Raw genomic sequence first — 12,973 nt, forward strand, 5'->3', positions numbered from 1 at the left:
CCGTTGCCGGGCGCCGGGATTACAGTTTCTTGGCTTTCTCGATCGCTTCTTCGATGCCGCCGACCATGTAGAACGCTTGTTCTGGCAGGTGGTCGTAGTCACCGTTGAGGATGCCTTTGAAGCCAGCAATGGTGTCTTTCAGGGAAACGTATTTACCCGATGCACCGGTGAAGACTTCAGCCACGAAGAACGGCTGCGACAAGAAACGCTGGATCTTACGAGCACGGTTTACCAACTGCTTGTCGGCTTCCGACAGCTCGTCCATACCCAGGATCGCAATGATGTCCTTCAGTTCTTTGTAACGCTGCAGAACGTACTGAACGCCGCGAGCGGTGTCGTAGTGGTCCTGGCCGATAACGTTCGGGTCCAGCTGGCGCGAAGTCGAATCCAGTGGGTCTACCGCTGGGTAGATACCCAGGGAAGCGATGTCACGGGACAGAACGACGGTGGCGTCCAAGTGGGCGAAGGTGGTCGCTGGCGACGGGTCGGTCAAGTCATCCGCAGGTACGTATACCGCTTGGATCGAGGTGATCGAACCTTCCTTGGTCGAAGTGATACGTTCTTGCAGAACGCCCATCTCTTCAGCCAGGGTCGGTTGGTAACCTACTGCAGAAGGCATACGGCCCAGCAGTGCGGATACTTCAGTACCGGCCAGGGTGTAACGGTAGATGTTGTCGACGAACAGCAGAACGTCGTTACCTTCGTCACGGAACTTCTCGGCCATGGTCAGGCCGGTCAGTGCTACGCGCAGACGGTTACCCGGCGGCTCGTTCATCTGACCGTAAACCAGTGCCACTTTGTCCAGAACGTTGGAATCCTTCATCTCGTGGTAGAAGTCGTTACCCTCACGAGTACGCTCACCCACACCGGCGAACACGGAATAACCGCTGTGCTCGATGGCGATGTTACGGATCAGTTCCATCATGTTTACGGTTTTGCCTACACCGGCACCACCGAACAGACCGACTTTACCGCCTTTGGCGAACGGGCAAACCAGGTCGATAACCTTGATGCCGGTTTCCAGCAGGTCGTTGCCGCCAGCCTGTTCAGCGAACGAAGGCGCTGGACGGTGAATGCCCCAACGCTCTTCAGTGGCGATAGGACCAGCTTCGTCGATCGGGTTGCCCAGAACGTCCATGATCCGGCCCAGAGTCGCTTTACCGACCGGTACGGAGATGGCTGCGCCAGAGTCGACAACGTCCAGACCGCGCTTCAAGCCTTCGGTGGAACCCATCGCAATGGTACGAACCACGCCGTCGCCCAGCTGCTGCTGAACTTCCAGGGTGGTCCCGGCCGCGCTTTGAACTGTCAGCGCGTTGTAGATGCTCGGTACGCTGTCGCGTGGAAATTCCACGTCGATAACGGCGCCGATGATTTGAACGATACGTCCGCTACTCATAGCTGGATCCTCTGAATATTTGAACCGTTAAACCGCGGCAGCGCCGCCGACGATTTCCGAGATCTCTTGGGTGATCGCAGCCTGACGCGCCTTGTTGTAGACCAGCTGCAAATCGCTGATCAAATCACCGGCGTTGTCGGTAGCGTTCTTCATCGCGATCATCCGCGCAGCTTGTTCAGCCGCGTTGTTCTCGACCACCGCCTGGTAGACCTGCGACTCCACGTAGCGGACCATCAAGCCGTCAAGCAGCTCTTTGGCGTCCGGTTCGTACAGATAATCCCAGTGGTGCTTGAGTTCTTGATCTGCGGTTGCCACCAGTGGAATCAGCTGCTCCACGGTAGGCTGTTGCGTCATGGTGTTGATGAACTTGTTGGACACCACGGACAAGCGGTCAATACGGCCGTCCAGGTAGGCATCCAGCATCACCTTGACGCTGCCGATCAAGTCATTGATCGACGGCTCTTCACCCAGGTGGCTGATAGCTGCAACGACGTTACCGCCGAAGTTGCGGAAGAAAGCCGCACCCTTGCTACCCACTACACACAGATCAATCTCGACGCCGTTATCGCGGTTTACCGCCATGTCCTTGACCAGGGCCTTGAACAGGTTGGTGTTCAAGCCACCACACAGACCACGGTCACTGCTCACCACAACGTAACCGACGCGCTTTACTTCACGGTCGATCATGAATGGGTGGCGATATTCCGGGTTGGCGTTGGCCAGATGGCCAATAACCTGGCGGATGCGCTCCGCGTAAGGACGGCTAGCAGCCATGCGCATTTGTGCCTTGCGCATTTTGCTGACCGCCACTTTTTCCATGGCGCTGGTAATCTTTTGCGTGCTTTTGATGCTCGCAATCTTACTGCGAATCTCTTTTGCGCCTGCCATGTAACACCTATCAGGTTAGCAAGCGGGAGCCTTGCGGCTCCCGCTGCGGCTTACCAGGTTTGGGTGGCCTTGAACTTCTCGATACCGGCTTTCATGCCAGCGTCGATTTCGTCATTGAAGTCACCCTTCACGTTGATCTTCGCCATCAAATCGGCGTGATCGCGGTTGAAGAAAGCAATCAGCGCTTGTTCAAAGCTGCCGATCTTGGCGATTTCGACGTCAGTCAGGAACCCACGCTCAGCGGCATACAGCGACAGCGCCATGTCAGCGATCGACATTGGTGCGTATTGCTTCTGCTTCATCAGCTCGGTAACGCGCTGACCATGCTCAAGTTGCTTACGGGTCGCTTCGTCCAGGTCAGAAGCGAACTGGGCGAATGCCGCCAGTTCACGGTACTGAGCCAGAGCGGTACGGATACCACCGGACAGCTTCTTGATGATCTTGGTCTGAGCGGCACCACCCACACGGGATACCGAAACACCGGCGTTCACTGCAGGACGGATGCCCGAGTTGAACATGGCCGATTCCAGGAAGATCTGACCGTCGGTGATGGAAATCACGTTGGTCGGAACGAACGCGGAAACGTCGCCAGCCTGGGTTTCGATGATCGGCAGTGCGGTCAGGGAACCGGTTTTGCCGGTCACTGCGCCGTTGGTGAACTTCTCTACGTATTCTTCCGAAACGCGGGATGCGCGCTCCAGCAGACGGGAGTGGAGATAGAACACGTCGCCTGGGTAAGCTTCACGGCCTGGTGGACGGCGCAGCAGCAGGGAAATCTGGCGGTAAGCCACTGCTTGCTTGGACAGATCGTCATAAACGATCAGCGCGTCTTCACCGCGGTCGCGGAAGAATTCACCCATGGTGCAACCGGAGTACGGTGCCAGGAATTGCAGTGCAGGAGATTCCGAAGCACTGGCAGCCACGATGATCGTGTTGGCCAAAGCGCCGTTTTCTTCCAGCTTGCGAACCACGTTGGCAATGGTCGATTGCTTCTGACCGATCGCTACGTAGACGCAGAAAATGCCACTGTTTTTCTGGTTGATGATCGCGTCGATCGCCAGAGCGGTTTTACCGATCTGACGGTCACCGATGATCAGCTCACGCTGGCCACGGCCGACAGGGATCATGGCATCGACAGCCTTGTAGCCAGTCTGTACAGGCTGGTCTACCGACTTACGCCAGATCACGCCTGGAGCAACTTTCTCGACCGCGTCGGTCTCGGTGTTGCCCAGTGGACCTTTGCCGTCAACAGGGTTACCCAGTGCGTCGACTACGCGACCCAGCAGTTCCTTACCAACCGGAACTTCGAGGATGCGGCCAGTGCACTTGGCGCTCATGCCTTCAGCCAGAGACTGGTATGCGCCCAATACAACGGCACCTACAGAGTCTTGCTCCAGGTTGAGTGCCATACCGAAGACGCCGCCCGGAAACTCGATCATCTCGCCGTACATGACGTCGGCCAGACCGTGAATCCGCACGATACCGTCAGATACGCTGACGACAGTGCCTTCGTTACGGGCTTGGGAGGTCACATCGAGCTTGTCGATGCGGCCCTTGATAATTTCACTTATTTCGGAAGGATTGAGTTGCTGCATTGCTCTGCTGCCCCTTCAAACTCAAGATTTCAATGCTTCGGCAAGGTTCGCGAGTTTGCCGCGAACCGAGCCATCGATAACCAGGTCGCCGGCGCGGATTACGACACCACCTATCAGGGCGGCATCCTCCGCAACTTGCAGGCGCACTTCCCGGTTGAGTCGTGCACTGAGAACCTTGGCGAGTTTGTCTTGCTGTTCTTGGTTCAATGCAAATGCACTGGTCACTTCAACGTCTACCGACTTCTCTTGCTCGGCCTTGTACAGGTCGAACAGAGCGGAGATCTCCGGCAAAAGCGGGAGACGGTCGTTTTCGGCAACGACGTTAATGAAGTTCTGTGCCTTGGCATCAAACTTGTCGCCGCACACGTCAATAAACGTGGCGGCCTTGTCTGCGCTCGTCAGTCGCGGGGCCTTGAGCACGCGCTGCATGGTGTCGTCTTGCGACACTGCTGCAGCCAGGCCGAGCATGGCTGACCAAGAGGCCAGTTGCTGGTGGGCCTGGGCGTGCTCGAAGGCTGCCTTAGCGTAAGGTCGGGCCAACGTGGTCAATTCTGCCATGATCGCCCTCGCTTAAATTTCAGCAGCCAGTTTGTTTACCAGCTCCGCGTGCGCGTTTTGATCGATTGTGGCACCCAGGATCTTCTCGGCGCCGCCGACAGCCAGTGCACCCAGTTGGGCACGCAGCACGTCTTTGACACTGTTCAGTTCCTGCTCGATCTCGGCCTGAGCCTGAACCTTCACACGGTCAGCGTCGATACGGGCTTTTTCAACAGCCTCTTCAACGATCTGGTTACCGCGTTTCTTGGCTTGCTCAATGATTTCAGCTGCCTGAGCTTTCGCTTCGCGCAGTTGTTGACCCGCTTTATCTTGGGCCAACTCCAGGTCGCGAGCTGCTCGGGCGGCAGCGTCCAGTCCATCCGCGATCTTCTTCTGACGTTCGTGCAAAGCCGCGATGACCGGAGGCCATACGAACTTCATGCAAAAAAGTACAAAGATTAAGAACGCAACGGACTGGCCAATCAGGGTTGCATTAATGTTCACGCCAACACCTCGCTCGTTCGTTGCACAACACACTAATCACTCGACGATTCGAGTGATTAGCCAGCGAGTTGACCAACGAATGGGTTCGCGAAGGTGAAGAACAGAGCGATACCAACACCGATCATGGTTACGGCGTCGAGCAGACCGGCAACGATGAACATTTTAACTTGCAGCATTGGAACCATTTCTGGCTGACGCGCTGCGCCTTCCAGGAACTTGCCACCCAACAGGCCGAAACCAATTGCGGTACCCAGTGCGCCCAGGCCGATCAACAGTGCAACAGCGATAGCGGTTAGACCAACTACAGTTTCCATCTTTCCTCCCGACTTTTACGTCGTATGGTTTAGGTTTTTTAGATTTTAAAGCGGTAAAACAAATCGTTTCATAGCCCTGTTCGGGCCCCCACCCGTGTTACCGGGTGGGACATCAGACCAGTCGAGACTGGTCTTAATGGTTCTCTTCGTGCGCCATCGAAAGGTAAACGATGGTCAGCATCATGAAGATAAACGCCTGCAGGGTGATGATCAGGATGTGGAACACAGCCCACGCCCACTGCAGAACTATGCCCAGGCCGCTAAGCCAGAGCAGACCGCTGCCGAACATCACAGCAATCAGAATGAAGACCAGTTCGCCGGCATACATGTTGCCGAACAGACGCAGTGCCAACGAGATTGGCTTGGCAATCAGTGTCACGAACTCAAGCAGGAAGTTCACCGGAATCAGCAGGGCTTGAACGAAGATGTTCTTGCTGCCGAATGGGTGCAGGGTCAGTTCGCCGATGAAACCGCCGATGCCCTTGACCTTGATGCTGTAGAAAATGATCAACGCGAATACCGACAGGGCCATGCCCAGGGTAGCGTTCGGGTCAGTGGTCGATACGGCGCGGAACGGAATGTGCGGATCGCCGGAGATCAACATGGCCACTTGAGGAATCCAGTCAACCGGAATCAGGTCGACGGCGTTCATCAGGAAGACCCAGACGAAGATGGTCAGCGCCAACGGTGCAATCACCGGGCTACGGCCATGGAAGCTGTCTTTCACGCTGCCATCGACGAATTCGACCAATACTTCAACGAAGTTCTGCAAAGCACCAGGTTGACCGGAAGTCGCCTTCTTTGCCGCCATGCGGAAAAGAAGAACGAAGATCAGACCCAACGCGACCGACCAGCCGAGAGTATCGACGTGGAAAGCCCAGAAGCCCATTTCTTTGGCTTCTGCTGCGGTGTGGGCAAAACCCCACCCGCCAGTTGGGTGCTGACCGAAGGTCAGGTTCTGCAAGTGGTGCTGGATATAGCCCGAAGCGGTTGTCTCTGCCATGGTTGCCTCAAACGCCCTAAGGTCTCGAAAGTCTTGTTCTCATCAGCAGGGGAGCGAACCAGCTGACCAGTTGGGTCAGCACGAAGACGCCGAATACTGCTAACGGCGCCAGTGGCTTCACACCTGCAAACGTCAATGCAAACAGCACTGCCGTCAAAATCAGTTTGCCCGCCTCGCCGGCATAAAAAGACCGGACGATGGCTTGAGCTGCTCGGGCGCCGGAAAACCGAAATGCCCTGTGAGCGAAATAAATATTGGGAAGCAAGGCTATCAGGCCTCCGCAAAGTCCTGAGTACCCGGCAACGACTCCATGCCATTGCCAGAGCGCCAAAGCGGCAATCAGCAAAACGACAAATTGAGCCATTAACACCGGAAAAACTGCCAAGCGATGGAACGGCAAGCGGTCTGGCGTGCGGTTTTCCATCACTTCTACTCCCCAATGGTCGGCTGCCGGAATTCAATAATCTGGCATAATTTGTGCCGACAAAATGCGCGCAGAGTATAGGGGCGGTTCTGCCCCTATTCAACCGTCAGGTAGTGATTTCCGACTTCACGCTACATGAGGAATTGTTTCAGCGGATGTGTGCAAGCACACCTTGAAGCTCATCAAGAGAGTTATAGCCAATCACCAGCTGCCCCTTACCCTTCTTTCCGTGGCGGATCTGCACCGCAGAGCCTAGGCGCTCGGCCAGGCGCTGCTCGAGTCGGGCGATATCCGGGTCCGGTTTTGCCGGTTCCACAGGCTCCGGTTTGCCACTCAACCACTGGCGAACCAGTGCTTCAGTCTGGCGCACAGTCAGCCCCCGTGCGACAACGTGTCGCGCCCCTTCGACTTGTTGGTTTTCCGGCAAGCCGAGCAAGGCACGGGCATGACCCATTTCCAGGTCACCGTGAGACAGCATGGTTTTGATGACTTCCGGCAACGCAATCAGACGCAACAGGTTGGCGACGGTGACGCGGGACTTACCCACAGCCTCGGCCACTTGTTGCTGAGTCAGCTGGAATTCCTGCTGCAACCGCTGCAAGGCCACCGCTTCTTCGATCGGATTGAGGTCTTCACGCTGGATGTTCTCGATCAGCGCCATGGCGATGGCGGTTTCATCCGACACATCGCGAACCATTGCCGGGATGGTTTCCTGACCAGCCTGCTGGCTGGCACGCCAGCGGCGTTCGCCAGCGATGATTTCGAAGCGGCCGCTGCCGATCGAACGAACCACGATCGGCTGCATCACGCCCTGGGCCTTGATCGATTGCGCCAGTTCCTCAAGCGCTTGTGAGTCCATGTCCCGCCGCGGCTGGTATTTGCCACGCTGGAGCAGGTCCAGCGGCAGGTGCTGGAGTTCACGTTGATCGGCCTGTACAGCCTGTTCTTCCAGCGCGCTGACAGTCGGACCACTCAGCAGTGCATCCAGTCCACGTCCGAGACCTCGTTTCTTGACGGCCATGGGGATCCCTTAAGTTGCCTGAGCAGCGGCGATGCGTGAGTTTTTGCGCTGACGGCGAACCATCTCGCCAGCCAATGCCAGATAGGCAATCGCGCCCCGCGATGATTTGTCGTACGCCAGCGCCGGCATCCCATAGCTTGGCGCTTCGGCCAGACGGATGTTGCGCGGAATCACGGTGTCGTAGAGCTGATCGCCGAAATGTTCCTTGAGCTGCGCCGATACGTCGTTCATCAGGCTCAAGCGCGGGTCGTACATGGTCCGCAACAGGCCTTCGACTTTCAGGTTCGGGTTCAGCAGTTCGGCAATGCGCTTGATGTTATCCACAAGGTCGCTCAACCCTTCGAGCGCGAAGTACTCGCACTGCATGGGGATAATCACCCCGTCGGCGGCAACCAGCGCGTTGAGCGTCAACATCGACAGCGACGGCGGGCAGTCGATCAAAATGTAATCGTAGTTTTCACGGATTGGCGCCAACGCACTGCGCAGACGGCTTTCCTTCATCTGCATTTCCAGCAGAACAACTTCGGCCGCGGTCAGGTCGCGGTTGGCCGGCAGCAACTGGTAACCACCGTGTTCGGAATAGTGCATGGCCTGGGCCAGATCGCATTCACCGATCAGCAGGTCGTAGACCGAGTTTTCCAGGCCGTGTTTATCCACACCGCTACCCATGGTGGCGTTGCCCTGTGGATCGAGATCGATCAACAGCACCCGACGCTTGGTAGCGACCAGGGAAGCTGCGAGGTTGATGCAGGTGGTGGTCTTGCCCACACCACCCTTTTGGTTCGCTATCGCGAATACCTTAGCCATTCTTGCTTGTGTTCCCAATCATGCCGTGCGGCGCAGTATCAGCAGATGGCGTTGGCCTTGGCAACCGGGTACGGCCAGGGCGTGTTCGCTATCGAGGTGGAAGTCTGCCGGCAATGCTACCAGCTCATCGGCGGGATGAACGCCCTTCATTGCCAGCCAACGTGTATCGGCATCGCCCAAATGGCGAGTCCAGTTGCTGAAGTTCTCCATGCTGCTGAACGCCCGGGAAATGATCCCGTTGAATGGCAGTTCCGGCTGGAAGGCTTCGACGCGACTGTGGATAACTTGCAGGTTATCCAGTTTGAGTTCGAGTTTGACCTGGGTCAGGAAGCGGGTTTTCTTGCCATTGCTGTCCAGGCAGGTCACTTGCGACTCGGGAAACAGGATCGCCAACGGTATCCCTGGCATGCCGCCGCCACTGCCCACATCCAGCCAACGGCCGTTTTCGATGAAGGACATAACACTCAGGCTGTCGAGCAAATGCCGTGAAACCATTTCGTCTGGATCACGCACTGCGGTGAGGTTGTAGGCCTTGTTCCATTTTATCAACAGGGCCAGATAACCCAGCAGCTGTGCATGCTGGGCTTCCGTCAGGTTGACACCGAGCTGGCGAGCACCTGTGGATAACTCTTCGGCGTGTTGCGAGGTGACCAACGAACTCAAGCGCTTTGCTCCAACTGACGGCCCGCGCCGCGTTTTTTCAAATGAATCATCAACAGCGAAATCGCTGCCGGGGTCACGCCCGGAATACGCGACGCCTGGCCCAGGGTCTCTGGACGGGTCGCGCCGAGCTTGCTCTGGATCTCTTTCGAGAGACCAGAGATGTTCGTGTAATCGATATCCACAGGCAGTTTGGTGTCTTCGCTGGCCCGCAGGCGCGCGATTTCATCCTGTTGACGATCGATGTAACCGGCGTATTTGGTTTTGATTTCGACCTGTTCGGCGACCTGTGGATCTTCTGCGCCCCCACCGGTCACGGCGATCAGACCAGCGTAGTCGATTTCCGGACGGCTCAGCAGGTTGAGCAAATTGTATTCGTGGGTCAGCGGCGTACCGAATTTCTCGGAAATCGCATCGCCCTGCTCGGTGCCCGGGCGAACCCAGGTACTTTTCAGGCGTTGCTCTTCCAGATCGATACTTTCGCGTTTCTTGCAGAACGCCGCCCAACGCACGTCATCCACCAGACCCAATTCGCGACCTTTTTCGGTCAAACGCAGGTCGGCGTTGTCTTCGCGCAGGATCAAACGGTATTCGGCGCGGGATGTGAACATCCGATACGGTTCCTGGGTTCCCAGGGTAATCAGGTCGTCGACCAAAACGCCGATGTACGCTTCGTCGCGACGCGGGCACCAGGCATCTTTGCCCTGCGCACGCAGTGCGGCGTTGGCTCCGGCCAGCAAACCTTGGGCGCCGGCTTCTTCGTAACCGGTGGTGCCGTTGATTTGCCCGGCAAAGAACAGACCGCCGATCACTTTGGTTTCCAGGCTGTACTTCAGGTCACGCGGGTCGAAGTAGTCGTACTCGATGGCGTAGCCTGGGCGAACGATGTGCGCGTTTTCCATGCCACGAATCGATTGCACGATCTGCAGCTGCACGTCGAACGGCAGGGAAGTGGATATCCCGTTCGGGTACAGCTCGTGGGTGGTCAGACCTTCCGGCTCGATGAAGACCTGGTGGCTTTCCTTGTCGGCAAAGCGGTGGATCTTGTCTTCGATCGATGGGCAATAACGCGGGCCGATACCTTCGATCACACCGGAATACATCGGCGAACGATCAAGGTTCGAAGCGATGATTTCGTGGGTACGGGCGTTGGTGTGGGTAATCCAGCAGCTGACCTGTTTCGGATGCTGCTCTTTGGAGCCCATGAACGACATCACCGGAATCGGCGTATCCCCTGCCTGCTCGGTCATGACCGAGAAATCCACAGAGCGACCGTCGATACGCGGCGGAGTACCGGTTTTCAGGCGACCGACCCGCAATGGCAGTTCGCGCAGGCGATGAGCCAAAGCAATCGACGGCGGATCACCGGCGCGACCACCGGAATAGTTCTGCATGCCGATGTGGATAAGTCCACCGAGGAAGGTGCCAGTGGTCAACACCACGGAATCTGCAAAGAAACGCAGACCCATTTGGGTGACAACACCGCGCACTTGTTCCTGCTCGACGATCAGGTCGTCAGCAGCTTGTTGAAATATCCACAGGTTCGGCTGGTTTTCCAAAGTTTCGCGGACAGCGGCCTTGTACAGAACCCGATCTGCCTGAGCGCGGGTTGCACGCACGGCTGGGCCTTTGCGGCTGTTCAATACGCGAAACTGAATACCGCCTTTATCGGTCGCCATGGCCATCGCGCCGCCCAGGGCATCGATTTCTTTAACCAAATGGCTTTTGCCGATCCCGCCAATGGCTGGGTTGCAACTCATGGCACCGAGGGTTTCCACGTTATGCGTCAGCAACAGGGTTTTTGCCCCCATACGTGCAGATGCAAGTGCTGCCTCGGTACCGGCATGACCGCCGCCGATGACGATCACTTCAAAACGGGAAGGGAAATCCACCACGCACCTCGTGCCTGCTTCAGTCAGGTAATCCGGAAATAGTTTGAGCTCAGGTTTTTGGACCTGGTCGGCAAGTATAGGGACTTCGCCCTTCCTAAAGAACCCTTTGCACAAAATTTAACCAGCTGTGGAGAACTCGAGGTTATAGAAATTAAAAAGAGAGAAATTAATTAAATCTTTGTTTTTATGTTTATTTCTACTGAGCCACCTTTCTGTGGATAGATTGATACAGCCCTTTATTTTCAATATGTACAGAGATTCAAAACCCTGTGGTCATGTGCCAAGGAGGCCCTTGGATAACCGGTTTAAGCCTGTGGATGAAAGGGTCGGTTATCCACAGAGGTGGTTATCTTCAGTTTTCAGGCCTTGTTATCAACTGCCCTTAGCGGCACTTATTCACAGGGCTTAATCCACAGAAAAGCCGTCGAATAAGCAAATCCCGGGCAAGGGAAATCCGCTCAAGCGAAGAATCTGCTCGGCACTGGGGGAAAAATTTCAGAAAAGGAGAGAACAGACAGGCCTGAATGGCCTGTCTGTGGACAGCGAAAGGGGTTATTTACCGATACAGAAGCTGGAAAAGATCCTTCCCAGCAGATCATCGGAGCTGAACGCGCCGGTGATTTCGCCCAAAGACTGCTGTGCCTGCCGCAAATCTTCGGCCAGCAGTTCACCGGCACCCGCTAACGTCAGCTGCGCACGGCCATGCTCAAGGGACGCACTCGCATGACGCAATGCCTCCAGGTGACGCCTGCGAGCACTGAAGCTGCTTTCGGAGGTCTGCTCGTAACCCATGCAGGCCTTGAGATGTTCGCGCAACAGTTCCAGGCCTTCGCCGGCAGACCTCGCACTGAGGCTGATAGTAACGTGGCCATCGTTGCTGACTTCCAGAGCAATCGCTTCGCCCGTCAGATCAGCCTTGTTACGGATCAGCGTAACTTTTGCCGGATCCGGGCGGGTTTCGAGAAATTCAGGCCACAAGGCAAATGGATCAAGGGCCTCGGGAGCTGTGGCATCGACCACCAGCAATACCCGATCTGCCTCGCCGATGGCTTTCAATGCCCGTTCGACGCCAATTTTCTCCACCTGATCATCGGTATCGCGCAGGCCGGCAGTGTCGACCACGTGCAACGGCATGCCATCGATGTGGATATGTTCGCGAAGAATGTCCCGGGTCGTGCCGGCAATCTCGGTCACGATCGCCGCTTCCCGTCCAGCCAAGGCATTCAGAAGGCTGGATTTGCCGGCATTCGGCCGGCCGGCGATCACCACGGTCATGCCGTCGCGTAGCAAGGCCCCTTGCCCGGCTTCACGCAGTACTGTGGATAATTCATCGCGCACTTTGTCGAGCATGCTCAGGACATGACCATCCGCGAGGAAGTCGATTTCTTCCTCGGGGAAGTCGATGGCTGCTTCGACGTAAATGCGCAGGCCTATCAATTGCTCGGTGAGGTTATGCACACGCTGGGAAAACGCACCCTGCAACGAACGCAGGGCATTTCGTGCCGCCTGTGCAGAACTTGCCTCGATCAAGTCGGCAATGGCTTCGGCCTGAGCCAGATCGAGCTTGTCGTTGAGGAAGGCACGCTCGCTGAATTCACCCGGCCGGGCCAGACGACAGCCCAGTTCCAGGCAACGCTTGAGCAGCATATCCAGAACGATCGGGCCGCCGTGGCCCTGCAGCTCAAGCACATCTTCGCCGGTGAACGAGTTCGGTCCCGGGAAATATAGCGCGATGCCTTCGTCTAGCACCTCTTCGTTTGCACTGAGGAACGGACCGTAATGGGCAAACCGCGGTTTCAGTTCGCGACCGCTGATGGCTTTGGCCGCCAGACTCGCCAGCGGCCCGGAAATACGGACAATGCCCACACCGCCGCGACCTTGAGCGGTGGCGACGGCAGCGATGGTTTCACGAGGAACGCTCATAAACCG

The 12,973-nt window shown here is 56.7% G+C and carries 13 protein-coding genes; all 13 read right to left on the reverse strand.

Going from position 1 to position 12,973, the window contains the following annotated elements; translation table 11 throughout:
- Positions 1 to 19: 19 nt before the first annotated feature.
- The 13 genes from atpD to mnmE all read right to left on the reverse strand — a co-directional run bounded on the left by atpD (position 20) and on the right by mnmE (position 12,967).
- Positions 20 to 1,399, reverse strand: coding sequence for a F0F1 ATP synthase subunit beta (gene atpD / locus IC37_RS09220; RefSeq protein WP_008045671.1), 1,380 nt, complete (start codon positions 1,397 to 1,399; stop codon positions 20 to 22).
- A 27-nt stretch (positions 1,400 to 1,426) separates the two neighbouring features.
- Positions 1,427 to 2,287 carry a F0F1 ATP synthase subunit gamma gene (gene atpG, locus IC37_RS09225; protein WP_030132552.1) on the reverse strand — a complete coding sequence of 287 codons (861 nt, stop codon included), beginning with the start codon at positions 2,285 to 2,287 and terminating at the stop codon, positions 1,427 to 1,429.
- 50 nt (positions 2,288 to 2,337) lie between these two features.
- On the reverse strand, positions 2,338 to 3,882 hold the full coding sequence (gene atpA, locus IC37_RS09230; protein ID WP_030132553.1) for a F0F1 ATP synthase subunit alpha: 1,545 nt from the start codon (positions 3,880 to 3,882) through the stop codon (positions 2,338 to 2,340).
- Positions 3,883 to 3,903: 21 nt separating this feature from the next.
- Positions 3,904 to 4,440, reverse strand: coding sequence for a F0F1 ATP synthase subunit delta (locus IC37_RS09235; protein WP_030132554.1), 537 nt, complete (start codon positions 4,438 to 4,440; stop codon positions 3,904 to 3,906).
- A gap of 12 nt (positions 4,441 to 4,452) precedes the next feature.
- On the reverse strand, positions 4,453 to 4,923 hold the full coding sequence (locus IC37_RS09240) for a F0F1 ATP synthase subunit B (RefSeq protein ID WP_030132555.1): 471 nt from the start codon (positions 4,921 to 4,923) through the stop codon (positions 4,453 to 4,455).
- Positions 4,924 to 4,979: 56 nt separating this feature from the next.
- Positions 4,980 to 5,237 carry a F0F1 ATP synthase subunit C gene (gene atpE, locus IC37_RS09245; protein WP_002555987.1) on the reverse strand — a complete coding sequence of 86 codons (258 nt, stop codon included), beginning with the start codon at positions 5,235 to 5,237 and terminating at the stop codon, positions 4,980 to 4,982.
- Between the two features lie 133 nt (positions 5,238 to 5,370).
- Positions 5,371 to 6,240, reverse strand: coding sequence for a F0F1 ATP synthase subunit A (gene atpB / locus IC37_RS09250; protein ID WP_030132556.1), 870 nt, complete (start codon positions 6,238 to 6,240; stop codon positions 5,371 to 5,373).
- Positions 6,241 to 6,256: 16 nt separating this feature from the next.
- Positions 6,257 to 6,664: a F0F1 ATP synthase subunit I gene (locus IC37_RS09255; protein WP_007903021.1), complete on the reverse strand. Its 408-nt coding sequence runs from the start codon at positions 6,662 to 6,664 to the stop codon at positions 6,257 to 6,259.
- A 148-nt stretch (positions 6,665 to 6,812) separates the two neighbouring features.
- Positions 6,813 to 7,685, reverse strand: a complete 873-nt coding sequence (locus IC37_RS09260) for a ParB/RepB/Spo0J family partition protein (RefSeq protein WP_030132557.1) — start codon at positions 7,683 to 7,685, stop codon at positions 6,813 to 6,815.
- A gap of 9 nt (positions 7,686 to 7,694) precedes the next feature.
- Positions 7,695 to 8,492, reverse strand: a complete 798-nt coding sequence (locus IC37_RS09265; RefSeq protein WP_008007890.1) for a ParA family protein — start codon at positions 8,490 to 8,492, stop codon at positions 7,695 to 7,697.
- A gap of 18 nt (positions 8,493 to 8,510) precedes the next feature.
- The gene (gene rsmG / locus IC37_RS09270) at positions 8,511 to 9,155 is read right to left on the reverse strand and encodes a 16S rRNA (guanine(527)-N(7))-methyltransferase RsmG (RefSeq protein WP_030132558.1); all 645 of its coding nucleotides are present in this window, start codon (positions 9,153 to 9,155) and stop codon (positions 8,511 to 8,513) included.
- Complete coding sequence (mnmG, locus tag IC37_RS09275) at positions 9,152 to 11,044, reverse strand: tRNA uridine-5-carboxymethylaminomethyl(34) synthesis enzyme MnmG (RefSeq protein WP_030132559.1); 1,893 nt, start codon at positions 11,042 to 11,044, stop codon at positions 9,152 to 9,154. Before mnmG ends, rsmG begins: the two co-directional genes overlap by 4 nt.
- A gap of 552 nt (positions 11,045 to 11,596) precedes the next feature.
- Entirely contained in the window at positions 11,597 to 12,967 is a 1,371-nt protein-coding gene (mnmE, locus tag IC37_RS09285; protein WP_008073644.1) for a tRNA uridine-5-carboxymethylaminomethyl(34) synthesis GTPase MnmE, read from the reverse strand.
- Positions 12,968 to 12,973 lie beyond the last annotated feature (6 nt).

Source organism: Pseudomonas sp. QTF5, assembly GCF_000512695.2.
GTDB lineage: Bacteria > Pseudomonadota > Gammaproteobacteria > Pseudomonadales > Pseudomonadaceae > Aquipseudomonas.

Coding starts and splice junctions, on each gene's coding strand:
- atpD (WP_008045671.1), bottom strand. CDS start 1,399: ATGAGTAGCGGACGTATCGTTCAAATCATCGGCGCCGTTATCGACGTG.
- atpG (WP_030132552.1), bottom strand. CDS start 2,287: ATGGCAGGCGCAAAAGAGATTCGCAGTAAGATTGCGAGCATCAAAAGC.
- atpA (WP_030132553.1), bottom strand. CDS start 3,882: ATGCAGCAACTCAATCCTTCCGAAATAAGTGAAATTATCAAGGGCCGC.
- IC37_RS09235 (WP_030132554.1), bottom strand. CDS start 4,440: ATGGCAGAATTGACCACGTTGGCCCGACCTTACGCTAAGGCAGCCTTC.
- atpE (WP_002555987.1), bottom strand. CDS start 5,237: ATGGAAACTGTAGTTGGTCTAACCGCTATCGCTGTTGCACTGTTGATC.
- atpB (WP_030132556.1), bottom strand. CDS start 6,240: ATGGCAGAGACAACCGCTTCGGGCTATATCCAGCACCACTTGCAGAAC.
- IC37_RS09255 (WP_007903021.1), bottom strand. CDS start 6,664: ATGGAAAACCGCACGCCAGACCGCTTGCCGTTCCATCGCTTGGCAGTT.
- IC37_RS09260 (WP_030132557.1), bottom strand. CDS start 7,685: ATGGCCGTCAAGAAACGAGGTCTCGGACGTGGACTGGATGCACTGCTG.
- IC37_RS09265 (WP_008007890.1), bottom strand. CDS start 8,492: ATGGCTAAGGTATTCGCGATAGCGAACCAAAAGGGTGGTGTGGGCAAG.
- mnmE (WP_008073644.1), bottom strand. CDS start 12,967: ATGAGCGTTCCTCGTGAAACCATCGCTGCCGTCGCCACCGCTCAAGGT.